Source organism: Hyphomonas sp. (assembly GCF_965284475.1).
In the GTDB taxonomy this organism is placed as follows: domain Bacteria; phylum Pseudomonadota; class Alphaproteobacteria; order Caulobacterales; family Hyphomonadaceae; genus Hyphomonas.
Genome location: NZ_OZ260087.1, coordinates 2,320,691 through 2,346,877, shown reverse-complemented (window position 1 = coordinate 2,346,877; position 26,187 = coordinate 2,320,691). Strand labels below are relative to the sequence as shown.

General features: G+C 62.8%; 27 protein-coding genes. 16 read left to right on the top strand and 11 right to left on the bottom strand.

The annotated features are described in order from the left end of the window. Positions 1-305: 305 nt before the first annotated feature. The 6 genes from ACQ66M_RS11615 to ACQ66M_RS11590 all read right to left on the bottom strand — a co-directional run bounded on the left by ACQ66M_RS11615 (position 306) and on the right by ACQ66M_RS11590 (position 6,004). A complete protein-coding gene (locus tag ACQ66M_RS11615; RefSeq protein ID WP_430403935.1) occupies positions 306-551 on the bottom strand; it encodes a hypothetical protein in 246 nt (81 codons plus the stop codon). After that, positions 548-1,294, bottom strand: a complete 747-nt coding sequence (gene hisG, locus ACQ66M_RS11610) for an ATP phosphoribosyltransferase (RefSeq protein WP_430403933.1) — start codon at positions 1,292-1,294, stop codon at positions 548-550. Before hisG ends, ACQ66M_RS11615 begins: the two co-directional genes overlap by 4 nt. After that, positions 1,291-2,421, bottom strand: a complete 1,131-nt coding sequence (locus ACQ66M_RS11605) for an ATP phosphoribosyltransferase regulatory subunit (RefSeq protein WP_350170717.1) — start codon at positions 2,419-2,421, stop codon at positions 1,291-1,293. The genes hisG and ACQ66M_RS11605 overlap by 4 nt, the downstream gene beginning before the upstream one ends. After that, positions 2,418-3,899, bottom strand: coding sequence for a histidine--tRNA ligase (gene hisS / locus ACQ66M_RS11600; protein WP_350170716.1), 1,482 nt, complete (start codon positions 3,897-3,899; stop codon positions 2,418-2,420). Before hisS ends, ACQ66M_RS11605 begins: the two co-directional genes overlap by 4 nt. A gap of 252 nt (positions 3,900-4,151) precedes the next feature. Beyond that, complete coding sequence (locus tag ACQ66M_RS11595) at positions 4,152-4,604, bottom strand: PaaI family thioesterase (RefSeq protein ID WP_350170715.1); 453 nt, start codon at positions 4,602-4,604, stop codon at positions 4,152-4,154. A gap of 41 nt (positions 4,605-4,645) precedes the next feature. Beyond that, positions 4,646-6,004, bottom strand: a complete 1,359-nt coding sequence (locus ACQ66M_RS11590; RefSeq protein ID WP_350170714.1) for an ABC1 kinase family protein — start codon at positions 6,002-6,004, stop codon at positions 4,646-4,648. Between the two features lie 124 nt (positions 6,005-6,128). Between ACQ66M_RS11590 and ACQ66M_RS11585 the strand changes: the two genes are divergently transcribed. The 8 genes from ACQ66M_RS11585 to recF all read left to right on the top strand — a co-directional run bounded on the left by ACQ66M_RS11585 (position 6,129) and on the right by recF (position 14,746). Beyond that, positions 6,129-7,307, top strand: coding sequence for a saccharopine dehydrogenase family protein (locus ACQ66M_RS11585; RefSeq protein ID WP_430403931.1), 1,179 nt, complete (start codon positions 6,129-6,131; stop codon positions 7,305-7,307). A gap of 216 nt (positions 7,308-7,523) precedes the next feature. Continuing rightward, complete coding sequence (locus ACQ66M_RS11580) at positions 7,524-8,306, top strand: enoyl-CoA hydratase (RefSeq protein WP_350170712.1); 783 nt, start codon at positions 7,524-7,526, stop codon at positions 8,304-8,306. Positions 8,307-8,400: 94 nt separating this feature from the next. After that, entirely contained in the window at positions 8,401-9,468 is a 1,068-nt protein-coding gene (locus tag ACQ66M_RS11575) for a hypothetical protein (RefSeq protein ID WP_430403929.1), read from the top strand. A 115-nt stretch (positions 9,469-9,583) separates the two neighbouring features. Beyond that, complete coding sequence (gene rpsT, locus ACQ66M_RS11570; RefSeq protein WP_350170710.1) at positions 9,584-9,847, top strand: 30S ribosomal protein S20; 264 nt, start codon at positions 9,584-9,586, stop codon at positions 9,845-9,847. A 559-nt stretch (positions 9,848-10,406) separates the two neighbouring features. Further along, positions 10,407-11,891: a chromosomal replication initiator protein DnaA gene (locus ACQ66M_RS11565; RefSeq protein WP_430403927.1), complete on the top strand. Its 1,485-nt coding sequence runs from the start codon at positions 10,407-10,409 to the stop codon at positions 11,889-11,891. 199 nt (positions 11,892-12,090) lie between these two features. After that, entirely contained in the window at positions 12,091-13,212 is a 1,122-nt protein-coding gene (gene dnaN, locus ACQ66M_RS11560; RefSeq protein WP_430403925.1) for a DNA polymerase III subunit beta, read from the top strand. Positions 13,213-13,215: 3 nt separating this feature from the next. Further along, a complete protein-coding gene (locus ACQ66M_RS11555) occupies positions 13,216-13,611 on the top strand; it encodes a putative quinol monooxygenase (RefSeq protein WP_430403923.1) in 396 nt (131 codons plus the stop codon). A gap of 22 nt (positions 13,612-13,633) precedes the next feature. Then, positions 13,634-14,746, top strand: coding sequence for a DNA replication/repair protein RecF (recF, locus tag ACQ66M_RS11550; RefSeq protein WP_430403921.1), 1,113 nt, complete (start codon positions 13,634-13,636; stop codon positions 14,744-14,746). On the opposite strand, the gene ACQ66M_RS11545 is transcribed toward recF, so the two are convergent. From ACQ66M_RS11545 to ACQ66M_RS11535, 3 genes are read right to left on the bottom strand one after another with little or no spacing between them, the layout of a single operon-like run. Next, positions 14,743-15,693: an alpha/beta fold hydrolase gene (locus ACQ66M_RS11545; RefSeq protein ID WP_350170705.1), complete on the bottom strand. Its 951-nt coding sequence runs from the start codon at positions 15,691-15,693 to the stop codon at positions 14,743-14,745. The genes recF and ACQ66M_RS11545 overlap by 4 nt on opposite strands. Positions 15,694-15,743: 50 nt before the next feature. Further along, on the bottom strand, positions 15,744-16,199 hold the full coding sequence (locus tag ACQ66M_RS11540) for a MarR family winged helix-turn-helix transcriptional regulator (RefSeq protein WP_430403919.1): 456 nt from the start codon (positions 16,197-16,199) through the stop codon (positions 15,744-15,746). Between the two features lie 9 nt (positions 16,200-16,208). After that, on the bottom strand, positions 16,209-17,351 hold the full coding sequence (locus tag ACQ66M_RS11535; protein ID WP_430403917.1) for an Acg family FMN-binding oxidoreductase: 1,143 nt from the start codon (positions 17,349-17,351) through the stop codon (positions 16,209-16,211). 134 nt (positions 17,352-17,485) lie between these two features. Here ACQ66M_RS11535 and ACQ66M_RS11530 point away from each other — a divergent pair, with 134 nt between their 5' ends. Genes ACQ66M_RS11530 through ACQ66M_RS11505 form a run of 6 tightly spaced genes read left to right on the top strand, consistent with a single transcriptional unit; the run spans position 17,486 to position 20,604 of the window. Next, complete coding sequence (locus ACQ66M_RS11530; RefSeq protein WP_430403915.1) at positions 17,486-18,592, top strand: S-(hydroxymethyl)glutathione dehydrogenase/class III alcohol dehydrogenase; 1,107 nt, start codon at positions 17,486-17,488, stop codon at positions 18,590-18,592. A gap of 30 nt (positions 18,593-18,622) precedes the next feature. Then, positions 18,623-19,000: a VOC family protein gene (locus ACQ66M_RS11525; RefSeq protein ID WP_350170701.1), complete on the top strand. Its 378-nt coding sequence runs from the start codon at positions 18,623-18,625 to the stop codon at positions 18,998-19,000. A gap of 6 nt (positions 19,001-19,006) precedes the next feature. Continuing rightward, positions 19,007-19,474: a GFA family protein gene (locus ACQ66M_RS11520; RefSeq protein ID WP_430403913.1), complete on the top strand. Its 468-nt coding sequence runs from the start codon at positions 19,007-19,009 to the stop codon at positions 19,472-19,474. Then, entirely contained in the window at positions 19,474-19,959 is a 486-nt protein-coding gene (locus ACQ66M_RS11515) for a RidA family protein (RefSeq protein ID WP_430403911.1), read from the top strand. Before ACQ66M_RS11520 ends, ACQ66M_RS11515 begins: the two co-directional genes overlap by 1 nt. Further along, on the top strand, positions 19,956-20,297 hold the full coding sequence (locus tag ACQ66M_RS11510; RefSeq protein WP_350170698.1) for a hypothetical protein: 342 nt from the start codon (positions 19,956-19,958) through the stop codon (positions 20,295-20,297). The genes ACQ66M_RS11515 and ACQ66M_RS11510 overlap by 4 nt, the downstream gene beginning before the upstream one ends. Before the next feature lie 19 nt (positions 20,298-20,316). Further along, positions 20,317-20,604 carry a hypothetical protein gene (locus ACQ66M_RS11505; RefSeq protein ID WP_350170697.1) on the top strand — a complete coding sequence of 96 codons (288 nt, stop codon included), beginning with the start codon at positions 20,317-20,319 and terminating at the stop codon, positions 20,602-20,604. Here the strand turns inward: ACQ66M_RS11505 and ACQ66M_RS11500 are convergent. Further along, positions 20,601-21,692, bottom strand: coding sequence for a glutathione S-transferase (locus ACQ66M_RS11500; protein ID WP_430403909.1), 1,092 nt, complete (start codon positions 21,690-21,692; stop codon positions 20,601-20,603). The two genes, ACQ66M_RS11505 and ACQ66M_RS11500, sit on opposite strands and share 4 nt — an antisense overlap. Before the next feature lie 59 nt (positions 21,693-21,751). On the opposite strand from ACQ66M_RS11500, the gene fghA reads away from it, so the two are divergent. Continuing rightward, positions 21,752-22,591 (top strand): S-formylglutathione hydrolase, encoded by an 840-nt coding sequence (fghA, locus tag ACQ66M_RS11495; RefSeq protein WP_430403907.1) that lies wholly within the window; start codon positions 21,752-21,754, stop codon positions 22,589-22,591. Here fghA and hemN read toward each other — a convergent pair. Next, positions 22,588-23,922: an oxygen-independent coproporphyrinogen III oxidase gene (gene hemN / locus ACQ66M_RS11490; protein WP_430403905.1), complete on the bottom strand. Its 1,335-nt coding sequence runs from the start codon at positions 23,920-23,922 to the stop codon at positions 22,588-22,590. The two genes, fghA and hemN, sit on opposite strands and share 4 nt — an antisense overlap. Before the next feature lie 220 nt (positions 23,923-24,142). Between hemN and ACQ66M_RS11485 the strand changes: the two genes are divergently transcribed. Continuing rightward, entirely contained in the window at positions 24,143-26,131 is a 1,989-nt protein-coding gene (locus tag ACQ66M_RS11485) for a DEAD/DEAH box helicase (protein ID WP_430403903.1), read from the top strand. Positions 26,132-26,187 lie beyond the last annotated feature (56 nt).

The following is a 26,187-nucleotide window of genomic DNA, read 5'->3' as shown; positions in this document are numbered from 1 at the left end:
CTGATCGAATTGCCGGCATTTTCCCGGGCGGCATCGGCTAGTCGGTAATCCGCGAACGAATCGTTCGCCGCCTGGCGCTTGCCCGGCGGACAATTTGAAATTGTCCTTCATCCTTCAGAACGAGAACACCACTCTGTTTACGAACGATCATTCGAACTCGCAGGTCCGGGATGCGCTCCAGGTGACTGGATACGGACAGCTCAAACCGCAGGCATGGCCCCGCCAATGGCACCCGCTTTGCCCATTACAAAAGATTAATCGAAAAACGATAATAATGCTTGACGATTATCGATAAGTACATATTGTTAATCGGGAAGCCGAGGCGGATCGGACGCAATGTTCAAAACGCCCCCTACCTCACCTGAGCCGTTGTTACGGTTCGTCTCGGCCTTCACCTGCTTCCTGTTTCCCCTGGCATGAAGCGTACCGAAACGACCTGATACACCTCCAGACAGAAAGAGGCGCCAGACCTGAAACCGGGTCTGGCGCCTCTCCACCGTTTGCAGCGTTTCCTCCCAGAAACTTGCCTGATCATAGGTGACCAGTTTCATACTTGTGTCAAGAATGTGTTCAATAATTTTTTCGCATCGGTTGTTGAACCCGGAGCCAGTCTTCCAAGAAGCTTCGAGCAGGACGCCTGTGCGGCCTCGCCCCAGTCTGCCGTCGGAGATAGTGCGAAAGAGGCTTCACTTTTGAGAATCACACCGTCGGACAGTATCTTCAGGCCGTTTGCTCGGAGCGTCGCGCCCGTCGATGTAATGTCGACAATGACATCGGCAGCACCTGTTGTCGGCGCCGCTTCGGTCGCACCTGCGCTTTCGACAAGACGGTACTCGCCGACCGATTTCGCCGCAAAGAAGCGCCGTGTCAGGCGCATGTACTTGGTCGCCACTCGCAGGCGCCGGTGGTGCAGCTTGCGGAACGCCGCACCCGCCGCTTCAAGGTCCGACATCGTATCCACGTCCAGCCACGCCTGTGGTACCGCAACAATCACGTCCGCGCCTCCAAAGCCAAGTTGGCGCACGACCCGGAAGTCACCCGGTCCTTCAGGGGCCAGGTCGTGAAGCAGGTCTTCGCCCGTCACGCCGATATGCAGGCTGCCATCGATCAGCCCCTGGGCAATCTCCCGCGCTGACAGCAGGCGCATCTCGACATCACCGAGGCCGGCTATCTCGGCCTGGTAGCCGCGGTCTCCGCCAATCTGGCTGACCGGGAACCCGAGACCCGCGAGCCATTGCTCTGTCTGTTCCTTGAGGCGTCCCTTGGACGGAATCGCGAATGACAGCTTGCTCATGACCTTCTCCCCCGTGCACGGACGACCCGGTCCGGGCGCACGACCCCGCCAATACCGGTCGCCTTCGCGCGCCCGGCCGACAGGCCCGCAATCAGGCCGTCATAGCGTCCGCCTGTAGCAATCGGCTGGCGCTCGGTCAGCGCGCCAGCAAAGGTCTCGAAAACGAAGCCGTCATAGTATGCAAAGCGTCGGCCAAACCCGGATCGGAACCGGCCGCGTTCGCCGAGCTGCGGTACGGCGCCGATGATCGCATCGACCCGCCTGGCGACACGCTCGATGACCGGGTCCATCACTGCAAGCCCGTGCTCACGCGCGATGCCCGACAGTTCCAACGCCGTTTCGGGCGCGGCACAGTTCACACTTGCAAGGGCGCCGAGCGCCCGGCGCGCATCCCCGGGCACTCCGCCTGCATCGGCGGCAGCCGCCTTTGCCACCAGCCCCTCGATAATCTCGCCGACCGAACGTGTTCCGATCATCGGAATGGACCTGTCGCGCAGCGCATCAAGAAACAGCTCGCCCGCCTCATCCGGCGCAGCCTGTGAAAGCGCATGGGCAAGGTCCACTTCCGGCGCTGACGGCGCCCCTGCCAGCAACTCGGCCACACCGCCTTCCTGACGAAACGCGCGCTTCAGCAGGTCAGTTGTCACACGGGCCAGGCCGAGCGCATCGACAAAGGCGGGAAACACGGCAAGGTCGCCCATCACCATGCGCCAGTCGTCAATGCCGCACGCCGCCACGGCTGCCTGAACCAGGGCAAAGGCATCGGCATCCTCACAGGGCGTTGAGGCCCGGCCGAAGCGTTCAAAACCCACCTGCGTGAATTCCATCGAATCATCCGACGATGCCGGAAGGCGGAAAGCGCGCGCGGCATAGGTGTAGGCTTCAGGTCCGTTCTTCCCGGAGGAAAGGCGCTCCGCTTCCAGTCCTGCAACCGGCAGCGTCAGGTCTGGCCGCATCACCATTTCATTGCCGCGATGGTCCGTGAACACGCAAAGCCGCGCCCGCACTGCCTCGCCGGACAGTTCGAGCGGAATATCGGACGCCAGCACATAGGCCGGATCGACCAGGCGTGCGCCCGTGCGCGCAAAAACGGCGCTCGCGGCTTCGACAATCTGTTCCGGCGTCATCCCTGTGCCTCGACAATGCGGCGCACAGCCTGCACCATTTCGGCGCGCGGCACCTCGACCTGGCCGGGCCGCGCCTCGCGGTATTCCATGTTCGACTCGATCGCCTTTGCTTTCAGGGCGCCCATCTCGAGGTCCTTGATCGTGACGGTTCCTTTGGCGAGTTCATCGCTGCCAACCATCACCACGGCCGGCGCGCCGCGGCGGTCGGCATATTTCATCTGCGGCCGCATGCCCGAGGCGCCCATATAGGCCTCCGCACGCAGGCCCGCCAGGCGCAGCTCCGTCGCCACTTGAAGCGCGACCGTCGGGTTCTCCTTGTCAAGGTTCAGCACCACGACCGGGCCGTCGAGCCTGCTTGTCTCACCCATGATGGCGAGCGCCGCAGCGAGCCGCGAGATGCCCACAGAGAACCCCGTTGCCGGGACCGTTTCACCTGTAAACCGCGCAACCAGGTCATCATAGCGCCCGCCGCCACCGATGGATCCGATGCGGTAGGACTTGCCGTCCTCGCCTGTGACCTCGCGCAGCAATTCAGCCTCGTAGACAGGTCCGGTATAATATTCGAGCCCTCGCACAACGGAGGGATCAATCACAACATCGCCTTCGGGCGCGCCGAGGGCCTCCAGCGCCACGGCTATCGCCTCAAGCTCCGCGAGACCCGCCTTGCCTTCCTCGCTATTGCCGGCGGCCTTCGAGAGATTGGCCAGCGTTTCGGCCCGCGTTTTCGCGCCCGCTTCGGCAAAGGCCAGCACGGCTTTCACTTCCGCATCACCGAGGCCTGCGCCCCGGGTGAAGTCGCCGCTCTCATCGAGGCGCCCTTTGCCGAGCAGGTCGGCCACTCCGCCGGAGCCCAGACGATCAAGCTTGTCCAGCGCCCGCAGGATGGCCAGACGCGTCTCGGAAGACGCAGCGCCGACACCGTCCAGCACACCGTTCAGCAGCCGCCTTGTGTTCACCCGGATGACAAACTCACCGGTTTGCATGCCGACCGCACGCATCGCCTCGGCGCCCATGGCGATCATTTCAGCGTCGGCGTGGAAGCCCGGCGCGCCTACGGTGTCGGCATCGCACTGCCAGAATTCACGGAACCGACCCGGGCCGGGCTTCTCATTGCGCCAGACAGGACCCGCAGCATACCGGCGGAACGGCCTGCCAACGGCCTGACCTGACTCCGCGATGAACCTGGCAAGCGGCGCCGTCAGGTCATAGCGCAGCGACATCCACTGCTCGTCATCGTCCTGGATCGCGAAGACACCCGCATTCGGCCGGTCATCATCGGGCAGGAACTTGCCAAGCGCATCGGCGTACTCGAACGCGCCCGTCTCCAGCGCCTCGAAGCCCCACTGGCGGTAAACGGCCGTAACCTTTTCAACCAGTTCAGCCTGCGCATGGACCCGCGCTTCGCGCTGGTCGGGAAATCCGCGCGGCTTGCGGGCAAGATCCTTGCCGGTGAGGGGCTGGGTGTCCTTGTCGCTCATGTCATTCAGGTCCTGTTTGCCGACGCGCTCCGCATAGACGCAGACGGTCCGGATGGAAAGGCAACACATCGCCGAAGCGCGTCCCTGCCTCGGCCTGCCTCATCTGGTCTGGTTCTGGGAAATGAACACTTTCAGGAGGCGCAGCCGGACCGGGTCGCGCCTCGCCGGCGCGTCACGCGTGGTGGTGATGGTGGTGCAGTGCAGTGTTCATTGGTGTGGCGGATACTTACGGGCAGGCCGAAAGTCAACCGGTTAGCCACGCCCTGGCGCGCCGTCCCGCCGGGCAATCAGCTTGAAGATACCGGTGCCCCGCATCAACAGCTTGTCGCCGGTCCAGATACGCCCCTCCACTGTGATGACATCATCGGCGACGCCGACAACCTCCCCCTTGCCCTCAATGAAGCTGCCAAGGTTGGCGCCAGACAGGAAATCGCACATCAGGCGGATGGTCACCCACCACGTGTCCTCGTCCTTCTCGACGGCCCCGCCCCAGGCCATGTCGGCGAAGGTCATCAGCATCCCGCCATGGGCGTTCATCATCCCATTGGTATGATGTTCCTCAACGCGGAACGCCCGGGTCAGTCCGGTTGCGTCGCGCTTTTCGAACAGCGGGCCGACCTGCCGGCCAAAGCCGCGATGCCATGGCAAATGCACATAGCCTTCAGGGATTTCGAATGTCTGGCTTCTGGTAAAGTCATCGGTCATGGGGAGGCATTAGCGCCGTCTCGGCGCTTGCGCCAGCCCGTTTAGAGACCCGCCGCCTCCAGAGCCGCTGCCTGGCGCCCGGCGACGACCTTCACGTCAAAACCTTCAAGGCTTTCCTCGAACAGGCGGTGATAGTTCACTTCGGCCCTGAGCCGCAGGTAGGCGGCGCCAAGGCCGATGGCGGCGCGGTCCATGAACACGAACTCGCGCGGGATCTTCACAGGCCCCTTTTCCTTCAGCAGCTTGCGCACCTGGAAGGCTTCCTTGCGGCCATACTCGCCCGCTGACACACCATCGGCAACACTGCGCACGCGGTCGTCCAGCAACGGACCATAGATGAAACGCGCCCAGATGTTCAGAACCTCGACCAGGTCCCGCGACAGGTTCTGGAAGCCCCATTTTTCATAGGCGGCATAGGCCCCGTCGAAATCATCGCGCAGCATGGCGCGGTAGAGGTCGACCACGCCTTCCACGAACGTGGGAGGGAAAACGCGGATACAGCCGAAATCAAGCAGGTTGATGCCGGTGCCACCCCCCGTCACCTGGTAATTGCCAAGGTGCGGATCGCCATGGATTACGGCATGGCCGTTGAACGGGCCCCACCAGGTCCAGAACAGCATCTCGGCGATATGATTACGCGTCTCCTGGGGTGAATTCTCGAACGCGTCGAGGCGCTCACCGTCCAGCCAAGTCATGGTCAGGAGGCGTTCGGTCGACAGTTCAGCAATCGGTTCGGGAACCTGCACGAATTCCTTCTCGGCGAGCATGTTCCGGTAGAGCGCCATGTGCTTCGCCTCGCGCTCGTAATCGAGTTCCTCCCGCAAACGGTCGGTGACCTCGCTCACCATCTCGGTCAGGTCGATCGAACCATCCATGCGCCTGAACAGGCCGAGCATGGCCTTCAGCTGGCCGACATCGGATTCCACCGCACTCGACATGTCCGGATATTGCAGTTTGCACGCGACGCGGCGGCCGTCATGCATTCGCGCGTCATGCACCTGTCCCAGCGAGGCCGCATGCGAAGCCTCCTTCTGGAAGACGTCGAATTTCGACAGCCAGTCCGGGCCAAGCTCGGCCCGCATCCGGCGTTTGACGAACGGCCAGCCCATCGCGGGCGCCTGTGCCTGCAGCTGGCCGAGTTCAGCAGCATATTCGGCAGGCAGGAAGTCCGGGATGGTCGACACCATCTGCGCCACCTTCATCAGCGGCCCCTTGGACCTGCCAAGGGCCGCGGCCAGTGCCTTTGCGATCCGTTCGTCGCCCTGGTCCCCGCCAAACAGGGAATTGGCCGCAAAACTGATACCGGCGCCAGACAGGTTTGCGCCCACGCGGGCCGTACGGGCAATCCGCCCGGTCAGTCGGTTACGTTCCGGATCGGGCACGTCAGGTCTGTCTGTCATGCAGGCGATATAGGCTGTTTCCAGCCGAAAGGCAGGGAGGCATTTGCAAAAAGACCACCCCTATGGTTGCGGTGCTCCCTGGACTAAGGCAAGTCTGAGCCTACGGAATGCTGGAGGCTGCCCCATGAAATCGTCTGCCGAATTTGATGTCGTCATCTATGGGGCCACAGGTTTCACAGGCCGGCTCGTCGCCGAATACATGAACAAGACCTATGGCGTCGGCAAGGACGTCAACTGGGCCATGGCTGGGCGATCCCTCGATAAGCTGAAAGCCGTGCGCGACGAAATGGGGATCGCGAAATCGGTCGATCTCATTGTCGCTGACGCGTCAGACCCGGCGTCGCTGGAGGCCATGGTCAAGGCCGCACGTTGCGTCCTGACGACGGTCGGACCCTACCAGCTGTACGGAACACCCCTGGTCGAAGCCTGCGCGACCCACGGCACCGACTATGTCGACCTCTGCGGCGAAGTCGCATGGATGCACGACATGATCGCCGCGTACGAAAGCAAGGCGAAGAAAAGCGGCGCACGCATCGTCTTCTCGTGCGGCTTCGACTCGATACCTTTCGATCTCGGCGTGCTGTTCCTTCAGAATGAAATGATGCGCCAGTTCTCCACACCGGCCGTTCGGGTAAAAGGACGCATGCGCGCCATGGTCGGCACATTCTCCGGCGGCACGGCGGCGTCGGGCCGCGAAACCGTTGCCCGCGCCATGCGAGAACCCGAAGTGATGGCTGTCCTGCGCAACCCCTTTTCGCTCGCCGGCGGGTTTGAGGGCCCCGAGCAGCCCAATGGCATGTCCGTTCAGGAAGACGAGGATTTCGGATCCTGGGCCGCCCCGTTCATCATGGCCACCATCAACACCAAGAACATCCACCGCTCGAACGCGCTGATGGGCCACCCCTATGGAAGCGACTTCCTCTATGACGAAATGATCCTGACAGGCCCGGGCGAAGCCGGAAAGTCTGCCGCCGAAACGGTGGCCAGGACCGATCCGATGGGCGGCGATGACGCGCCCAAGCCCGGTGAAGGCCCGTCGAAGGCAGAGCGCGAATCTGGCCACTATGATTTCGCGCTGCTCGGCATCACGAAAAATGGCGACAAAATCCGCGCGACCGTTACCGGAGACAGGGATCCCGGCTATGGCTCCACGTCCAAAATGATCGCCGAGTCAGCCATCTGCCTCGTGAAAGACTGCACCGACCTCGCCGGTGGCATCTATACCCCCGCTTCAGCCATGGGGCTCACGCTTGTCGCCCGCCTGCAGGCGAATGCCGGATTGACGTTCAGCATCGACAAATGAGGCAAAAGGGTGACAAGCGCCCCCTTTTCACGTTATAGCGCCCGCGTCCGCTTCTGATCGCGGTCGCAACCCGAGAGTCGTTAACCGCCTCATCCCCGACCGGACCCCGATAGCCGGCATGACATTATCCCCACAAAATCAACCAATCAGGCAGCTGCGACCCCAACGCCAGCGCCCCGGGCCGAGCCATCGGCCGCAAGAAGGACCCGTTGCCCCATGTCATACAATACGTTGTTGACCGAGTCTGACGCCGACACCGGCGTTGCCATCGTCACGCTGAACCGTCCCGATCACCTTAACGCACTGAACGATGAGATGATGACGGAGCTGACGCACGCCATCGACCGCTTCGAGGCTGACAAGGATATCGGCTGCATCGTGCTGACCGGCTCTCGCAAGGCCTTTTCAGGTGGCGCCGACATCCGCGAGATCATGGATCAGGACTATCCGGCAGCCTATTATGAAGACCTGATCACCCGCAATTGGGAGCGCGCCGCCAGCGCCCGCAAACCCTTGATCGCTGCCGTCAGCGGCTATGCGGTCGGCGGCGGGTGCGAACTGGCCATGATGTGCGACATCGTGATTGCAGCAGACTCGGCCCGGTTCGGCCAGCCTGAAATCCGTCTCGGCGTCATGCCGGGAGCTGGTGGCACCCAGCGGCTGGCCCGTTTTGTCGGCAAGTCGAAAGCCATGGAGCTCTGCCTGACCGGTCGCATGATGGAAGCGGCCGAAGCGGAACGCTGCGGCCTGGTCGCCCGGGTCGTTCCAGCCGAAGACCTGATGGATGTCGTCCGCGAAATGGCGCGTACGATTGCCTCCATGCCACGCGCAGCGGCCATGATGACGAAGGAAGCCATCAATACTGCCTATGAAACGCCCATGTCCCAGGGCATCCGGTTCGAGCGCCGCCTGTTCCAGTCGCTGTTTGCGACCGAAGACCAGAAAGAAGGCATGTCGGCCTATGTCGAGAAGCGTTCGGCGCACTTCAAGGACCGCTAGGCGCTTCGTACGCAAGCTATTCTCTCTGTGATCAGGTCTGTGATAGCCTCAGCCAGTCTACGGGCGGGGGGCGACTTGGTAAAAGGGGACAGCCATGGCTGAAATAAGCGCGGTTTCGACAGGCCTGATTGTCAGCGTTCTGGTGGCTTTACTGGTGATTGGCGTCGCTATCGCGGCACTGATCCACAGGTCGCGCGGCCCCTTCATTCTGTCCGGCGACGATGAAACCTACCTCGTTCGCAATCCCGACGGGCGGATACAGCCACTCACCGCTGACATGCAGGTCAGGTTCGACGATCCGCGTATCGTCCAGTTCCAGCGTCGCCACCACCTGCGCTTCCCCGTCTATGATCCGCGCTTCAATTCGCTCGCATATGATCATCTTGTGACCGAATCCGGTGCCATATCGCTGCGCATTCATACAACCACGCCATTCCCGTTCACGGCTGTCACAAATGACGGACATGAGGTGACGGTCACCTCGGCGGTGAGTTTCTGCGTCAATCGCGAGCGGGTGACGGACCTGGCGCGTCTCGGCGATTTCGGTGACCAGTTCGAACGGCGCATCCGTTCTGCTTTTTCCGGGGCCATCGGCCGCCGCAGGGACGAACAGCTGCGCGAAAGCCATCATGAAATCGAGCGGGAAGTCACCGGGGAACTCGCCGGCATGGAAGCCGGCAGCGGCGACCTCGGCATGCCGCTCGGCGTATCCGTTTTCGAGGCCCGCTTCAGCTATCGCAATGGGTCGACCCTTCCGAGCGAGGTGACAATGGCATCGCCCGCGATGGCGCCGGACAAGGCGGGCGCCATCGCGGGCGATGCAGATGCCGGGAGCGCGCCCCGGCGCCTGGCGCTGGCCGATGTCACCCAGCCCGGGGATGGTGGTCCGCGCGGCACGGATACGCCCGGCGCCATGCAGTTCCTCGGCACGGACCTCGATAAATTGCTGGACCAGTTTCGTGATCGCAGCCCCGAACAGATTTCTGCACTGCTGAGCATGATGGAGATGCAGACGCGTCAGAATATCGTGTCCATGCTGGCCAAATCAGGCGGACTCGTTGTCTTTTCAGCCAGGGAGCTGGGACTGGACGGCAATGCCGCGCTGACGGAACGGCTCCAGGCGATGGCTTCGGAGATCGAAGACGCCCCGGAAGCCGAATAGCGGCCGCCATGGACAGCAGTTTTCTGTCAGCCCCCCAGTTGACGCAATCGCACCGTTTATGTATGCCCCCGCCTTCAGCTTGAGGGAGGTCTCCTTCGGGCTTCAGGAGTTAGACATGGCAAATACCCGTTCCGCCAAAAAGATGGTCCGCAAGATTGCGGCTCGTACCGAGGTCAACAAGGCGCGCCGCTCGCGTGTGCGCACCTTTGTCCGCAAGGTCGAGGAAGCCATCGAAGCTGGCGATAAATCCGCTGCACAAGATGCCCTTCGCGTTGCCCAGCCCGAGCTGATGCGCGCTGTCACCAAGGGCGTGATGCACAAGAACACATCTTCGCGCAAAGTTTCGCGCCTCTCTGCCCGCGTCAACGCAATGGGCTGAGACCTTTTCGGACACTGTTCGAAGCACAAATTCAAAGCCCGCCCGGTTCTTGCCAGGCGGGTTTTTTCTTGCGCCGAATTAATGATCGGTTTCTCGTCAGCTCATCTGGAATATGGTCTACTCAGGACAACACGATACTCTGATCCGTTGCTGCATTTTTGCGCAGTTTCACAGGCCAGAGATGCAGGATCGGGCGGCTCGAAATTACGGATCAGAATGAAGCGGATTTGGCCCTGAATTTCACAGCCAATTTTCCAGCAGGGGTGTTGACAGAACAGACGCGAACGATTGCGCCGGATGACTCACTCACAAAAAAAATGCACATGGTAAGCGGCTGATTTTGATGTGATTTTGAAGACATGGCTCAAGAGTCAACTGGCCAATTCCCGTCGTCATCAAAAAGATATACTTGCCACAAATTCGGCCTGCCGTTACTTTGTGGATATCAGCTTAAAACTCTCTCTGCACGGAGTATTTACGGGGCCCAGATTGTAATCTGGAGAGAGAGTTGCGTGCCTGCTGATCCGGACTAAACATAACAAGAAAATGGGGCTCGGCGATGGACCGAAATACACTTTTTGATTCTGAGCATGGCGTAGAGTTTTCGGGCACGGATAAAGTCAACAATCTCCCAGGCCAGGCGATCTGGACGCAAGTCCGCGAAAAGCTGGCAACTGTATTGAATGCAACGGACTATGACCGCTGGATCGAAGACCTGCGCCTGATTGCGGAAGTCGATGGCGAAATGGTGATCGCGGCCCGCGATCCCCTCGCCTATGACCGGGTGGTCGCTGAACACAAGCGACTGATCCAGCGCACATGGCGCGAACTTGATCCCGCCCGTCGTGGAATCCGGCTCGAGTGCTGGCGCAATGCGCGCACTGAAATTCGGGAACTCGTTTCAGACCCGTGGGCTGAAACGGCTGTTGTGTCTCAACCGGAACCCGCGATCGCCGATTCTGGCGATGGCGAGAAGCCGACAGGCACCTTCAATGCGAGTGGTGCGCCCGAAATGACATTCGAGACGCTCGTCGTCGGCCAGTCGAACGAGATCGCCGTGCAGCTTGCACAGCGGGTTGCGGCAGGCCAGACCGTCGGCACGTCGACTACACTGATCTATGGCCGTCAGGGCACCGGCAAGACGCACCTGCTGATGGCGCTGAAGAACCGGGTTGAAGCCAGAGACTCAGACCGCATCGTCGTCTATCTGACGGCCGAGGAATTCATGTCGGCCTATCATGATGGCGTGAAGGCCAGGGATACAAGCGGGCTGAAGAGGCGTCTTCGCTCGGCGACGCTCCTGCTGATCGATGACCTGCACCGTATCGCCGGCAAGCCGGGCACCGAGACCGAGCTCTACCAGAACATCCGCGAAGTCACCGGCAATGGTGGTCAGGTTGTCCTGGCGGGCGACGAAGCGCCTGGCGACGTCACAGGCTTCGGCCCCCGCATGCGTGCCGAGCTGAAAGGCTCGATCGCTGTCGAAGTGGGGCTTCCCGACGCTGACATGCGCCGCGAAATCCTTGTGCGCCTCGCAGCCCACATCGAAGCGGGGCATCCGGACTTTGTCCTGACCGACGAAATGATCACGCGCATAAATGCTGGCATCCGTGGCCCCGGCCGCGAGCTGACCGGCGCGATCTGGAGCCTCTACACTGAAGCGGGCTTCGGTGACCGCGCCCCGACCTTGGACATGCTGGACCGCGTGATCCGGCGCCATCAGGGAGAAATCAAAGTGCCCACGATCGAACTCGTCAAGCGTGCGACAATGAAGGTGTTCAACATCTCCAAGAGTGATCTCGAAAGCCCGTGCAAGGCCCGTGCAGTCGTCTATCCGCGCCAGGTAGCCATGTATCTCTGCCGCGAAAAGACCGGAAAGTCGCTTCCGCAGATCGGTCACAGCTTCGGCAAGCGGGATCATACGACCATTCTTTACGCCCACCGGAAGGTGACGAAGAATATCGCAACCGATCCGGAACTCGCCGGCGATATCGCACGCGTAACCGAGGCGATTTTCGAACTCCAGGCGGCAGGCGCAAACTAGAACCGCCAGGTTGCCCTTGGGCATCGCCGGATCGGCGCTTGGCTTTTCCGCCCGATTGTTTAAGGGTTCTTAGCCCGCTCTCCGCCGGAGGGCGGGCTGATTCTGCCAGGGGCCTGAAGCTCGTTCGGCACGAACCAGTCCAATCGAATATGATCAGGCAGACAGGCGCACCGGGCGCCGGTGAGGGACGGACAAACAGATGAAGCTAACCATTGAACGCAGCGATCTCCTCAATGCCCTCTCGCATGTGCAGAACGTCGTTGAGCGCCGCAATACCATTCCGATCCTGTCGAATGTCCTGCTGCAGGCCAGCAAGGGCGAGTTGAAGCTCACCGCGACAGATCTCGACATAGAGGCCGTTGACAGCGCAGACGCCAAAGTCTCGGCCGAGGGTGCAATCACGGCTCCCGCCGGGACACTGTTTGACGTGATCCGCAAGTTGCCTGCCGGCGCGGAGGTTGAACTCGAAACCCAGCCCGACAATCAGCGCCTCACGATCCGCGCAGGCCGTTCACACTTCGAGCTGCCTACCCTGCCCGCCTCCGACTTCCAGACGATGAGCAGCGATGACGGCGCGACCAGCTTCTCGGTCGACGCCAAGGATTTCGCCCGCCTGATCGACAAGACACGCTTTGCCATTTCCACCGAAGAAACCCGCTACTATCTCAACGGTGTCTATCTTCACGGCGTCAAGACAGACGATGGCAATCCGGTCCTTCGCACTGTCGCCACTGACGGTCACCGTCTCGCGCTGGCCGAAATTCCGGCGCCGAAGGGATCTGAAAATCTCGAAGGCGTCATCGTGCCCCGCAAGGCTGTCGCTGAAGCGCGTCGCCTCATCGATGCGGTCGATGGCGATATCGAGATTGCAGTGTCCGACACCAAGATCGTCGTGCGCGCGGGCCGCGCCGTCCTGACATCGAAACTGATCGACGGATCCTTCCCCGACTATTCGCGCGTCATTCCCAAGGGCAATGACAAGAAACTCGTCGTCGACAACAAGGCCTTCGAGGCCGCGGTCGACCGCGTCTCGACTGTTTCGGCAGAGCGCTCGCGTTCGGTGAAGATGTCGCTGTCCGAAGGCAAGCTGACCCTTGCGGTCAATCACGCCGAAACCGGCGCCGGTAATGAAGAGCTTGAAGCCGAGTATGGCTCAGATGCAATGGAGATCGGCTTCAACGCCAAATACCTCCTCGACATCGCCGGCCAGATCGAGGCGGAGACCGCCGAATTCATGTTCAACGATCCGGCATCCCCCGCGCTCGTTCTTGACCCGTCTGACGACAGCGCACGCTATGTGCTGATGCCACTTCGGGTGTAACCATTGATCCTGGCCCTGCACCGCCGCCGGTTCCTGATCGGCGCAGCTGCAACGGCCAGCATGGGCGCATATGCATCACCAGGGACGCGGACCAGCACGATGTATGGACTGATCGGCAAATTCATTTCAACAGACGGCGACCGTGACCGTCTGGCGGCTATCCTGCTGAAGGGGCTGCGCGATATGCCCGGCTGCCTCAGCTATATCGTCGCCAATGATCCCGGCGATCCCCATGCGCTGTGGATCACAGAGGTCTGGGACAGTGCCGACAGTCACAAGGCCAGCCTCACGCTACCATCTGTCCAGGCCGCCATCCAGGAAGGCCGCCCGCTGATCGCCGGCATGCAGAAGGTCGCCGAGACCGCACCTGTGGGTGGCCACGGCCTGAGCGCGACATGAGTTCCCGGTCCTCCGGAATGTCATGACCGCTCTCACCCGCCTTTCGCTGACCGATTTTCGTAACTACGTGTCGCTGTCCCTGAATCTCGACGGTCGCCATGTCTGCCTGTACGGCTCGAATGGCGCGGGCAAGACCAATCTGCTCGAAGCGGTCAGCCAGCTTGGCCCCGGGCGCGGACTGCGGTCTGCCACCCTGCCGGAAATGGTCCGCAAGGATGCCGCCGGCGGCTGGACCGTCGCTGCCACACTTGCCAATGACCAGAAGATCGGTGTTGCGCTCGAAACCGGCTCGGGTGCCAAGCGCAATGTCCGCGTCGATGGCGCATCTGCCACCGCATCAGACCTCGCAGACCTGATCCGCATCGTCTGGCTGACGCCATCCATGGACAGCGTGTTCCGCGGCGGGGCAACGGACCGCCGGCGCTTCCTTGACCGCCAGGTCATGTCGCATGTGCCGAGCCATGGCCGCGCTGCCAGCCGGTACGAACAGGCGATGCGCGAGCGCAATGCGCTGCTCGAGCGCGGGCACGTCGATCCGGCATGGGCCGATGCGATCGAAGCGCGCATGGCAGAGGCGGGCGCGGAGATCGCCATCAATCGCGCCCATGTGCTGGAGTCCCTGCAACTCGCCATCGAAGCCCGGCCCGAGGGCCATTTTCCCAAGGCAGACCTGACGCTGGACGGAGACGCCGAACTGGCCGCCCTGCGGGGCGACGATTTCAAGTCGATTTTCGAGTCGCTGGCCGAAACCTTCCGCACAACACGCCGCCGCGACATTGCCGCCGGGCGGACCATTGACGGCCCGCACCGTTCAGACCTCATGGTCGTCCATCGCCCCACCGGCGCCCCTGCGCGCGATGCCTCTACCGGGCAGCAGAAGGCGCTCCTCATCGGCCTGATCCTGGCCTCGGCTGGCGCGCTGCGGGCGGACGGCGATGGCCCCGCGCCCCTGCTCCTGCTCGATGAAGCCGCCGCCCACCTCGACCCGGACCGCCGTGCAGCCCTCTATGACGAGCTGTGCGCCCTTGGCGGACAGGCCTGGCTGACGGGCACAGAACGCTTCCTGTTCGAGGCGTTCGGTGACCGCGCCCAATGCGTGCGCGTCGATGAGGGTGCCGCGCGCGTGGAAACCTAGTCGGCACGATCCGGCGAAAGCCACTCCAGCAGTATCGGATTGACCTCGGTATGGCGCTGATAATTCAGGCCATGCGTACCGCCTTCAATGATCCGCACATCTGCGCGCGGAACCAGCGCTATCAGTTTTGCCGCGCTGGTGATATTCACCGTCGCGTCCTGGTCGCCGAACACGGCCATCACAGGAATATCGGTTTTCTCCGCCACGGTGCGGAACAGGCGCTCGCGATCCGACATCGGGAAATGCCGCAAGGTCGACAGCAGCGCCGGTCCATAGCCGCGAAAATCCATCTGCCGTGTCACATCGCCCTGCAAGCGGAACTCCGGCGCGAGCGCGCTCTCGTCATATTGCGGATCGCCAAGCAATATCCCGCGCCCGAACACATGCCAGATCCAGTCGCCAATCACCGGCACCCGCACCAGCCTGGCGGCGCCGCTGTCAGTGCCTGCCACATCCAGGCCCGCAGGCACGAAAAGGAAAAGGGATGACACGCGTTCGGGGTGGCGCCCCGCAAAGTTCATGACGATCGGGCCACCCATCGACAGGCCGGCAAGATGCACCGGACCGGTCAGGCCGAGCCCGTCGAGCAGGTCCATCAGCTCGCGATCATAGAAGGCATCGTCATAAGGGCCTTTCGGACGATCAGACCAGCCTCGCCCGAAATGGTCGTAACGTACGACGCGGTAGCCCGCATCGACAAGGGCTGCCGCATTCTGCTCGAAGATGAAGGATGGCGTCGAGAACCCGTGCACCATGACGACGGTTTCGCCATCCTCAGGCCCTTCCACGCGGTAGTGGAGCGTCCCGTCCGTCACCTCCAGAAACTGGCCCGGCGCCTGTGCGCGGGCTTCGGCATCCATCGCCTGGAGGTCCTTGCCGGCCCACAAATAGATCATCAGCAACCCGGCCGCTACGAGGCCTGCTATCCAAAGCAGCAATCTGGTCATCGGTGCATCCCGTTTCGCGCCGTCGGGGGAAGCCCGTCAGACTTTTTCAATTACCGGTGCATATCGAGCCAAATTCGCAGTTTTTGCAAGGCAGGAATCAGCGCCTCGACCTCCTCCGACGAGAGCACGCCCTCAAGGTCACCAAGCCCCGGACTTGCCGCATTCATGGCCGCTTCCCGCGCCTCACGGCCCGCCCTTGTCAGCGTGACGATCTTCGCCCTGCCATCAGACGGGTTCCTGTGCACTGCGATGAACCCCTTGGTCTCCAGTCTCTTCAGCGTGCTCGTCATCGTGCCCTTGGTCACCTGAAAGGCCGCAGCCAGCCGGGCCGGGGACCAGTCCCCCTGGTCCTCAAGCCGCACCAGATGGTTGAGGACGCCGAACTGCGCCACTGTCAGCCCATGCGGCAGCATGCGGTCGAGGCGCGCGCCGGACAGCTGGCTGATAATGCCGATCTCATTGAGCAGCAGGAACAGGGCCTGCTCTCGCCTGGATAGTTTGTTCATGGGCGGCCTTCAGGTGATCAGGTGCGATTCCATGGGCCAGCGGGGCGTGGCCATGATCGGCTTGGCATAGCCTACCCTGACCAGCATCTGAAGCCTTTGCCCCTCACCAATCAATTCATGTACTTCGGTATAGAGGTCTGCCATTTCCCTGTATTCCTGCAGTGCCTGGCTCCAGGGGTGGATCGAGACGCCCAGCGATGTCGCGGTCAGGTTCATCCGCGCATAGGCCCGCCCTGCATGAATCTGGTCTGCGCGGGTCTGGTTGGCATTGCTCAGCCAGGCAAAGCCGCGCGCCGACATGGCCAGTGGCTGATACATGTCCAGGCCCTGCTGGAAGCCTGCGGACGACTGGTCAGCCAGCGTCTTGCGGTTGACGATGCCCAGCAGCCTGCCGGCGGCGATGAACGGGCCTTCCAGTTCGATCCCGTCCGGATTGGCCGCCACTTCCTTCGCGCCAATGCGCATCAGGTCGACACTCTCCTGATTGGTCACCGGCGTCCGCACCTCCATGAGGTGCGCGCGCCAGGTCAGATCGCGCAGTGTCTCGGCCATGGCCGTATTGCCGATACTGTTGGCGGTGACGCCAAAGCGGCGCGCCGCCTCCGTCATGGCCACCAGTTTCTCCGCCTCCACATCGCGCGCCTCATAGACTTCCTTGTTCGATCGCCGGGCCAGGACGTGGGCAAACAGCGGGTCCGGTTCGGCCTCGCCGGCCACAAACCGCACATGCGCCACCGGGCGCGCATCGAGCGTGTCCATGTCCTCACCTTCGGGAAACAGCGTGATATCGGCCCGGTACCCATCCTCGGCCGCCGCCAGCGCCAGCAATTCCAGGAACGCGCCATGCCCGATCACGATCTGGCGGTCATAGGGATCGGTCGCAGGCAATTGCCGGTCGAGGTCGCTGAACAGGGTCAGGGCGTCCCCGCCATCCAGGCGCACCAGCCATGGCTGACGATTGTGCGGATTGGGCGCAAGGATCGCATAGGACAGGGCACGCCGCCGGAACTCGGTTTCCTGCCCGGCTTCGCGCCACGGTGCCCGTGCCGCGCGCGACGGGCCATTCGCCGCGACAAAGCCTCCTCCGGCCCCTGCCGCCGCCAGCACGACTCCTCCCCCAACCAGTTTCAGCATGCCGCGCCGTGTTGTCATCGTCCCGCTCCTTATTTGGTTTGATATCATACTATCTAGTTCGATATCAAACCAAAGTCAATTACGCGTGCGGAGTGGATCATCGGGCCTGCACAGTCTAGGTAGGAGCAACAGAATGTCCGGAGACCTGATTCATGAAGACACGCGCTGCCGTCGCCTTTGAAGCAAAGAAACCCCTCGAGATTGTCGAACTGGACCTTGAAGGCCCGAAGGCAGGCGAAGTGCTGGTCGAAATCATGGCCACCGGCATCTGCCACACGGACGCCTACACGCTCGACGGGCTCGACAGCGAGGGCCTCTTCCCCAGCGTGCTCGGCCATGAAGGCGCAGGCATCGTGCGCGAGGTTGGCGCAGGCGTCACCAGCGTCGCGCCCGGCGACCATGTCATCCCGCTCTACACGCCCGAATGCCGCCAGTGCAAAAGCTGCCTCTCCGGCAAGACCAACCTCTGCACCGCCATCCGCGCGACGCAGGGCAAGGGGCTGATGCCCGACGGCACCAGCCGCTTCTCCTACAAGGGCCAGACCATCTACCATTACATGGGCTGCTCGACTTTCTCGAACTTCACCGTCCTGCCGGAAATCGCAGTGGCAAAAATCCGCACCGACGCGCCCTTCGACAAGGCCTGCTATGTCGGCTGCGGCGTCACCACCGGCGTGGGCGCCGTCACAAACACGGCCAAGGTCCAGGTCGGCGACAATGTCGTCGTGTTCGGCCTCGGCGGCATCGGCCTCAACGTCCTGCAGGGCGCGCGCATGGCGGGCGCCGACAAGATCATCGGCGTCGACATCAACCCGTCCAAGAAAGAATGGGGCGAGCGTTTCGGCATGACCCATTTCGTCAATCCGAAGAACACGCAAGACGTCGTCGCCCATATCGTCGAACTGACCGATGGCGGCGCAGACTATTCCTTCGACTGCACCGGCAACACGGACGTGATGCGCCAGGCCCTCGAATGCTGCCATCGCGGCTGGGGCACCTCGATCATCATCGGCGTGGCCGAGGCCGGCAAGGAAATCAGTACACGGCCTTTCCAGCTGGTCACAGGCCGCAACTGGCGCGGCACAGCCTTCGGCGGCGCCAAGGGCCGCACCGATGTGCCCAGGATCGTCGACTGGTACATGAACGGCAAGATCCAGATCGACCCGATGATCACCCACGTCATGGGCCTCGAAAAGATCAATGATGCCTTCGACCTGATGCACGCTGGCGAGAGCATACGGAGTGTTGTCGTCTACTAAATCAACTTCCCGCAAGAGAAAGAACCACAAATGTTCAGTCACGTAATGATCGGTACAAACGATCTCGAAAAATCGAAAAAATTCTATGATGCGCTTTTCAAGGCGCTGGGCGGGCGCGAGGCGATTGTCGATCCGAAGGGCCGCCTGATCTACATTCACAATGGCGGCACCTTCCTGGTGACCCCGCCCATCGACGGCCAGCCGGCCTGTCATGCCAATGGCGGCACAATCGGCTTTGCAGCCGACAGTCCGGAACAGGCAGACGCCTGGCACGCCGCCGGTGTGGCCGCCGGTGGCAAGGCCATTGAAGACCCGCCGGGCTGGCGCGAAGGCAACGGCATGCGCCTTTACCTTGCCTATCTGCGCGACCCGGACGGCAACAAGATCTGCACCATGCTGCGCGGCTAGTGATTGATGACGGACTGGAATCTTCCCTGGAAGGCCAGCTGCCTGTGCGGCGGCGTGCAGATGAAAATCTCCGCGCCGCCCATGGTCACAATGGCCTGCCATTGCCGCGGCTGCCAGAAACTGACGAGCGGGCCCTATTCGCTGTCGATGTTCCTGCCCGATGACGGCTTTGAGGTTACCACTGGCGAACCTGTCCCCGGCGCATTGAAGGGCGAGCACAAGCACTTCTACTGCCCGGACTGCCTGTCCTGGCTGTTCACGCGTCCTGCCGGTATGGACATGGTCAATCTGCGCTCGACCATGCTGGATAATGCCGCCTGGGCCGCTCCGATCATGGAAACCGGCACCGCCAGCCGTTTGCCTTTCGCGCAAACCGGGGCAGAGTTCTCATATGAGGGGTTTCCCGAGCCGTCTGACTTTCCCATGATCATGCAGGCCTTTGCAGATCATGGTGCCAGACCCGAAGAACGCTGATGAAGAGAGACACGAACATGATGAAATGCGCACTGATGGGTGTTTCACTCGCAACGCTTGCGGGCTGCGTCGCAATCGATGTCGACGAGACCCGTCTGGCCCCCACCGTCTCCCATTTCGGCGGCATGACTGTGGGCGGCACGGAACTTCCCTTCTCGAAGGCCGTTATGGCGGGCGACACGATTTATCTCTCCGGAGAACTGGGTATCGATCCGGAAACCAATACGCTCGTCCCGGGCGGTACCGGTCCGGAGACGACCCAGATTTTCGCCAATTTGGAGCGCACATTGAATACATTCGACGCCGATCTTTCCAACATCGTCAGATGCACCGTCTTTCTCGGTGACATGGCCGACTATGCCGAGATGAACGCGGCCTACAAGGCAGCCGTACCGGATCCCAGGCCCGCGCGCGCCACGGTCGGGGTTTCCGGTCTCGCTTTTGACGCAAAACTTGAGATTGACTGCATCGCGGTGGCATCATGAGCGATGACGCCCCACAGGACTGGAAACTGAAATTGCGCTACGGCCAGATCGACACAAACTTCCAGCATTTCGCCATGGTTGCCGACGGCCGGGTGGTTGAGCCCAATGCCGAGTTCAAGACCGAGACCGGGCCATCTGTCCTGTCCATGAAGGCCTGGGCCAAGGATTCCGAAGAGGCTGGCGACATGATCGTCGCGATCAGCAACCATCTCGGCTTCAAGATCGCCGACAAGGTGGAAATCTATACGACCGAGCCTGACGCCCCGCCGCAGGAAAAGCCCTATGGCTATGATCTTCGCTTCACGCCCTATGACAATCCGGACATGATGCTGCAATAGACGCAGGAAACCATCTGCCATGTCCGGAGACGACGCGGCGCCCTCGCTGGACACGGTCCGGTCAGGCGCAATCCGCTGGGTGATCGAGGCGGCCATCGCTGATGGCAATGATCTGACTGTGCTGGCCGACTGGACCCTCGCCCGCGTCGCCCACATGCGCAGCGGCCTGACGCCCGGCCTGCGCCGCCGAATTGCTGAACGCTACCCGGACCTCGAATTCTTCGCTGAACCGGACACGCCGCACATGGCGGCCCATGAAGGCTATTTCGAGAACGGCTTCGCGGTGTGCTTCCCGCAAGCGGCCTAGGCGAGCTTCAGCCGGCAATCCCTGCGCACCAGGCGGGCCGGCAGCCTGAACTCCATCAGGGGCGAACCGCCCACCCGCTCCAGCAGTGCGGCGAGCCGCACCTTCGCGTCCCCGTCCAGGGCGTCAATCGCGTCGGTTACCGCCTGCAGGCGCCATAGCGGGAAGGTGCGGGCCGCACATTCGCCTTCAAAGCCACCCGTCTCGAACGGAATCATGCCCAGCCCGCGCGGCACGTCCGAGCCTGAACCCGCCGCGCCTGCCCACTCGCCAAACAGGGCCGCTGTCTCGACCATGACCGGCATCTGCTCATTCATCTGCCGGCTGAGGACCGGCTCCAGCGTATGCGGCACGCCGTCATCGGCCAGCAGGTCGTCATCGCCTGCCTCGCCCGCCTGCACACGCCGCACATAGTCCGCCACGCCGGGCGCCAGGCGCTCCATCAGCCGTCCACTTTCCGGGTCGCGCAGCAAATGGGCATAGAGTGGCCCGTTGAGGGCAAAGTCACCCAGCGATGGCCGCCCGCCCAGCACATAGGGATGCTGGCGCAAATGTGCGGTCATGTCCTTCAGGAACGCCTCATAGGCCGCCTCCACGCCGGGGATCGTCTCCTCGGACACACCCAGCATCGGCACAGCCCCCTTGAACCGCTCTCCGTTCTTCCGGCCGATCGCGTATTGTTCGGCGGGCGGTGCGTCGGGCGCGGATGTCCGCCCGAACTCGCCATAGATCCAGTCCTCATTGTAATTCCACCGATAGTGCATCGCGGGAATGACCAGCCATTCGTCGGCGAAAAGGTCCAGCAGCCGCGACACGACCCCTTGCACCGGCCCCTCTGGAATAGCGCGCGGCCCCTCCGGCATATGCGCCTCGATGGTTTCGATAATGTCGGTCGTGTCCTGCACCACGCCGCCGTCCGGCATCGCAACCACCGGGATCACGGGCCAGCCGACCTTGGGCAGGATCACATCCCGATACACGTCACGCGTCGCCAGCCGCTCCTCGAAATCGACCCCGCGCCAGCGCAGATAGGCCCGCGCCTTGCCCGAAAACAGGCTCACCTCAGAGCCATACAGAACGTATGCCGTCATGCCTTGATCCTCCTGCCCGGTTCAGGCCATTGTCCGCCCAGTTTCAGGAGCGCTTTACCATGACCCTAACAACCGTCTCCGAATGGACAAGCTTTGGCGGCTTGCTCAGCGTACATGACCACGCGTCAGCCATTCTCGGCTGCCAGATGCGCTTCGCCGTCTACGCGCCCCCTCAGGCCCTCGACGGCCCGGTGCCGGTCCTCTGGTACCTGTCGGGCCTCACCTGCACCTGGGCCAATGTAATGGAAAAATCCGGCCTCCAGCGCGCAGCTGCCGAGCATGGCATCATGATCATCGCGCCCGACACCAGCCCGCGCGGCGACCAGGTGCCCGATGATGAAGCCTATGATCTCGGCCAGGGCGCCGGCTTCTATCTCACGGCCACCGAAGCGCCCTGGGACACGCACTACCGCATGGACCAGTATATCACCAAGGAACTGCCCCGGCTGGTGGAGGCGAACTTCAAGGCCGACATGACCCGTCAGGGCATCTTCGGCCACTCCATGGGCGGCCACGGCGCCCTGACGCTCCATTTCAAGCACGCAGACACCTACCGCTCCTGCTCGGCCTTCTCCCCCATCACCAGTCCGGCCCGCGTGCCGTGGGGCGAGAAAGCCTTCACCGCCTATATCGGCCCGCCCTCGATCGCCTGGGAACAGTATGACGCCACCGAACTCGTCAGGAATCGCCAGACAGGGGCGCACCTGCTGATCGATACCGGCCGGGCCGACACATTCCTCGAAACCCAGCTTCAGCCTGATATCTTCATCGCGGCCTGCCGCACCGCCGGGCAGAAGCTTACCTATCGCCTGCATGACGGGTACGGGCACGATTATTATTTCATCGCCACCTTCATGGACGACCATATCGCCCACCATGCCAGAATGCTGAAAGCCTAGACCGCCTTTGCGTGGCGCCGGGGGGCGGGCTTGAACCGTCCGTCAAAGCATTGCGCCACCGTCCGCAGCATGACGCGCGCTTCGAAGGGCACCGACACGACGCCACCCTCAACCTGACAGAGCCCCGCGGGCACCAGGAACCGCGCCGTCTCCAGCGCGTCATTCAGGCTGCCCGCAGGCGCACCCATTTCGGCGCACACGGCCGGCACATCGACGCGCAGGTCACACATCAGGCGCTCGATGGCACGCGCGCGAAGCCGGTCGTCTTCGGTCAGCGCAATGCCGCGTTCGCTCGGCAGACGGCCTGCCAGCACGGCGTCGCGCCAGGCATTGCGGTCCTTCCGGTTCTGCACATAGCCTTCGGAAAACTGTGAGATGGACGAGGTACCCAGCCCGATAAGCGTATCGCAGGGGTCATCCGTATAGCCCTGGAAATTGCGCCGCAGCCGGCCAGTCGAGGCCGCAATCGCAAGACTGTCATCGGCCCGCGCAAAATGGTCGAGCCCGACCGGCACGTATCCGGCATCCACCAGGATAGCGGACGCCGCTTCGGCCTGCGCAAAGCGCGCAGAAATGTCGGGCAGGCTGTCTTCATCAATCGCCGCCTGGTGCTTGGCAAACCAGGGCACATGCGCATAGCCGAACACCGATATGCGGGACGCCTTGTGCAGCACGGCGAAAGCTGCCGCCTCCTCGACATCAGCCACGGTCTGGCCCGGCAGGCCATACATCAGGTCCATATTGTGCTGGATGATCCCCGCCGCATTGAGGCGCGCGATCACCCGCTCGACCTGCTCGCGCGGCTGCACCCGGTTGATCGCCGTCTGCACCTGCGCGTTCAGCGTCTGCACGCCAAGGCTCACCCGGTTGACACCCGCTGCCGCCATCGCCTCGATCTGCGCGACTGACAGGACACGCGGGTCCAGTTCCATCGCGATTTCGGCATCCGGTCTCAGGCCGAAACGCTGCGAGATATGCCCGATCAGCCCGCCCATATCCTCCGCCGACAGGGAATTGGGAGATCCGCCACCGAAATGCAGGTGCGCCAGGCCGCCATGCGGCCCCAGCGCGTCGGCCCACAGGTCCACTTCCTCATGCAGCACGCCAACATAGGCGGCGATCCTGTCATAGCCGTTCGGCACGCTGGTTGCACAGCCGCAATACCAGCACAGCCGGTCACAGAACGGGATGTGCGCATAGACAGAGATCGCGGACCCGGGTGCCACTCCCGCAGCCCAGGCCCGCGTCTCCCCCTCGCCGACAGCCGACGCAAAGTCCGCGGCCGTCGGGTAGCTTGTGTATCGCGGCACAGGCCGCTGGGCGAACGTCATCCAACTCTGTTTCATGGACTGAAACCTACCGCGCCATACCGCCCCTGTGGCTCAGGGAATCCCCGTAGTCCCGGGCACAATCCCTTCCCGGGCGAGTGCAGGCCGCTGTGGTCATGCGGCCTGAAACGTGCAATGAGCGGCCAAACCTCGCACCGTTCCACGCCAGAACGGTGCGCTGCGGATGGATTCCCCGCGCACGCCCTTGAAAGACAAATGCTAAATGACTGATACGACCCTCGTTCCTCCGGCCCTTGCCGAGGCGCTCGCCACACGCGGCTATGAGACCCTCACGCAAGTGCAATCGGCTGTGATTGCTCCGGAACTGGCGGGACAGGACCTGCTCGTGTCCGCCCAGACCGGATCCGGCAAGACCGTTGCCTTCGGCCTCGCCATGGTCGGCGACCTGCTCGGCACCGAACTGAAATTCCCGAATGCGGACGCCCCGCTCGCCCTGATCGTCGCCCCAACGCGGGAACTCGCCCAGCAGGTCGCCCGCGAACTGGAATGGCTTTATGCGTCCACCGGCGCGCGCCTTGCCACCTGTGTCGGCGGCATGGACATGCGCGACGAGAAAAAGGCCCTCGCCCGCGGTGCCCACATTGTGGTCGGCACGCCCGGACGTCTTTCAGACCATATCAAGCGCGGCTCACTCGTCACTTCCGACATGCGCGTCGTGGTGCTCGACGAGGCTGACGAGATGCTCGACATGGGCTTTCGCGAGGAACTCGAACACATCCTCGAAGGCACACCGGCCACCCGCCGCACGATGCTTTTCTCCGCCACCGTGCCCAAGGGCATCGCCGCGCTTGCCGGCCGCTACCAGCGCAACGCCGTGCGCGTCACCACCGAGGCCGAGAAGTCCCAGCACGTCGACATCGAATACAAGGCGCTCCTGGTTGCTCCCGGTGACGAAGAGAACGCGATCGTCAACATCGTGCGTCATTCCGACAGCGAAAGCGCGCTCGTCTTCTGCACCACCCGCGCCGCCGTCAACAAGCTGATGAGCCGCATGGGCAACCGGGGCTTTCCCGTGGTCGCCCTCTCCGGTGAGCTGAGCCAGAAGGAACGCTCCAACGCGCTCCAGTCCCTGCGCGATGGCCGCGCCCGCGTCTGTATCGCGACGGACGTTGCCGCACGCGGACTCGACCTGCAGAATCTCGGCCTTGTCATCCATGCAGACCTGCCGCGTGACCCGCAGACCCTGCTACACCGTTCGGGCCGCACAGGCCGTGCCGGTCGCAAGGGCGTCAGCGCGCTCCTGGTGGCGCCCAAGGGACGCCGCCGGGTTGAGCGCCTGCTGCGCGACGCAAAGATCGATGCAACCTGGGGCAAGCCACCCACGGCAGAGGAAATCAACGCGCTTGATGACGCCCGCCTCCTGGCCGACCCGGCCCTGAGCCGCCCCGTGCATGAGAGCGAGGCCGACATGATCGCCAGGTTGCTCGAAACGCACGGCGCCGAACAGATTGCAGCCGCCTTCCTGCGCAAGCAGCGAGAAGGCCGCTCGGCCCCGGAAGACCTGCGCGACGTTGACGACCGGGCGCCTGCGCCCCGCGCCGACCGCAGCGACTGGACAGACCGCGAACCGCGCGAGAAACGCCCGCGCACAGAGCGTCAGGGCTTCGAGAATGCCGCATGGGTGTCACTCAATATCGGCCGCAAGAAGAATGCCGAAGCGCGCTGGCTGCTGCCCATGCTGTGCAAGGCAGGCGGCCTGTCGCGCGAAGACATCGGCGCCATCCGCATCAATCCCTCATCTACACATGTCGAACTGACGAAAGACGCCGCCGACCGCTTCTTCGCCACGCTCGGCGATGGCAATTCGCTCGAGAAAGGCATTCGCGCCTTCCCGCTCGACGGTGCCCCTGCGCCCGAAGCGCGCGATGACCGCCCCGCGCGTGGTCCCCGCCCGCCCCATGTCAAACCGCACCTGAAGCGGCCCGCCAAACGCGATGACGGCAGCTGGGATCCCGGCGCAAACACCCGGGACAAGCCCGGCAAGCCGAAATGGGAAAGGCCGGCCACGGCAGAGCCATCGCTGGGCGACTATATCCAGTATGACGGCGCGAAGGAGAAAAAACCCTTCAAGGCCAAGCCGAAGCCGGGCGGCGCAGCCGGTGCCGGCAAGCCGAAATTCAAACCCAAAACGGCGGCTGGAAAAGGCCCCAAACCGGCAAAAACCTTCAAGAAAAAGCCCGGCCAGGGCTGAACCCGACCCCGCCGCCGGAAACCACCGGACCCGGCCCTTTCAAGACCCTGTTTTCA

Bases quoted from the DNA above. Each gene is read 5' to 3' on its own strand.
- hisG (WP_430403933.1), bottom strand. From the start codon at position 1,294: ATGAGCAAGCTGTCATTCGCGATTCCGTCCAAGGGACGCCTCAAGGAA.
- ACQ66M_RS11535 (WP_430403917.1), bottom strand. From the start codon at position 17,351: ATGACAACACGGCGCGGCATGCTGAAACTGGTTGGGGGAGGAGTCGTG.
- ACQ66M_RS11585 (WP_430403931.1), top strand. From the start codon at position 6,129: ATGAAATCGTCTGCCGAATTTGATGTCGTCATCTATGGGGCCACAGGT.
- ACQ66M_RS11575 (WP_430403929.1), top strand. From the start codon at position 8,401: ATGGCTGAAATAAGCGCGGTTTCGACAGGCCTGATTGTCAGCGTTCTG.
- hemN (WP_430403905.1), bottom strand. From the start codon at position 23,922: ATGACGTTCGCCCAGCGGCCTGTGCCGCGATACACAAGCTACCCGACG.
- ACQ66M_RS11500 (WP_430403909.1), bottom strand. From the start codon at position 21,692: ATGACGGCATACGTTCTGTATGGCTCTGAGGTGAGCCTGTTTTCGGGC.
- ACQ66M_RS11580 (WP_350170712.1), top strand. From the start codon at position 7,524: ATGTCATACAATACGTTGTTGACCGAGTCTGACGCCGACACCGGCGTT.
- fghA (WP_430403907.1), top strand. From the start codon at position 21,752: ATGACCCTAACAACCGTCTCCGAATGGACAAGCTTTGGCGGCTTGCTC.
- ACQ66M_RS11540 (WP_430403919.1), bottom strand. From the start codon at position 16,199: ATGAACAAACTATCCAGGCGAGAGCAGGCCCTGTTCCTGCTGCTCAAT.
- hisS (WP_350170716.1), bottom strand. From the start codon at position 3,899: ATGAGCGACAAGGACACCCAGCCCCTCACCGGCAAGGATCTTGCCCGC.
- ACQ66M_RS11590 (WP_350170714.1), bottom strand. From the start codon at position 6,004: ATGACAGACAGACCTGACGTGCCCGATCCGGAACGTAACCGACTGACC.
- ACQ66M_RS11510 (WP_350170698.1), top strand. From the start codon at position 19,956: ATGAGCGATGACGCCCCACAGGACTGGAAACTGAAATTGCGCTACGGC.
- ACQ66M_RS11605 (WP_350170717.1), bottom strand. From the start codon at position 2,421: ATGACGCCGGAACAGATTGTCGAAGCCGCGAGCGCCGTTTTTGCGCGC.
- ACQ66M_RS11505 (WP_350170697.1), top strand. From the start codon at position 20,317: ATGTCCGGAGACGACGCGGCGCCCTCGCTGGACACGGTCCGGTCAGGC.
- ACQ66M_RS11595 (WP_350170715.1), bottom strand. From the start codon at position 4,604: ATGACCGATGACTTTACCAGAAGCCAGACATTCGAAATCCCTGAAGGC.
- ACQ66M_RS11515 (WP_430403911.1), top strand. From the start codon at position 19,474: ATGAAGAGAGACACGAACATGATGAAATGCGCACTGATGGGTGTTTCA.
- rpsT (WP_350170710.1), top strand. From the start codon at position 9,584: ATGGCAAATACCCGTTCCGCCAAAAAGATGGTCCGCAAGATTGCGGCT.
- ACQ66M_RS11615 (WP_430403935.1), bottom strand. From the start codon at position 551: ATGAAACTGGTCACCTATGATCAGGCAAGTTTCTGGGAGGAAACGCTG.
- dnaN (WP_430403925.1), top strand. From the start codon at position 12,091: ATGAAGCTAACCATTGAACGCAGCGATCTCCTCAATGCCCTCTCGCAT.
- recF (WP_430403921.1), top strand. From the start codon at position 13,634: ATGACCGCTCTCACCCGCCTTTCGCTGACCGATTTTCGTAACTACGTG.
- ACQ66M_RS11520 (WP_430403913.1), top strand. From the start codon at position 19,007: ATGACGGACTGGAATCTTCCCTGGAAGGCCAGCTGCCTGTGCGGCGGC.
- ACQ66M_RS11565 (WP_430403927.1), top strand. From the start codon at position 10,407: ATGGACCGAAATACACTTTTTGATTCTGAGCATGGCGTAGAGTTTTCG.
- ACQ66M_RS11525 (WP_350170701.1), top strand. From the start codon at position 18,623: ATGTTCAGTCACGTAATGATCGGTACAAACGATCTCGAAAAATCGAAA.
- ACQ66M_RS11485 (WP_430403903.1), top strand. From the start codon at position 24,143: ATGACTGATACGACCCTCGTTCCTCCGGCCCTTGCCGAGGCGCTCGCC.
- ACQ66M_RS11545 (WP_350170705.1), bottom strand. From the start codon at position 15,693: ATGACCAGATTGCTGCTTTGGATAGCAGGCCTCGTAGCGGCCGGGTTG.
- ACQ66M_RS11530 (WP_430403915.1), top strand. From the start codon at position 17,486: ATGAAGACACGCGCTGCCGTCGCCTTTGAAGCAAAGAAACCCCTCGAG.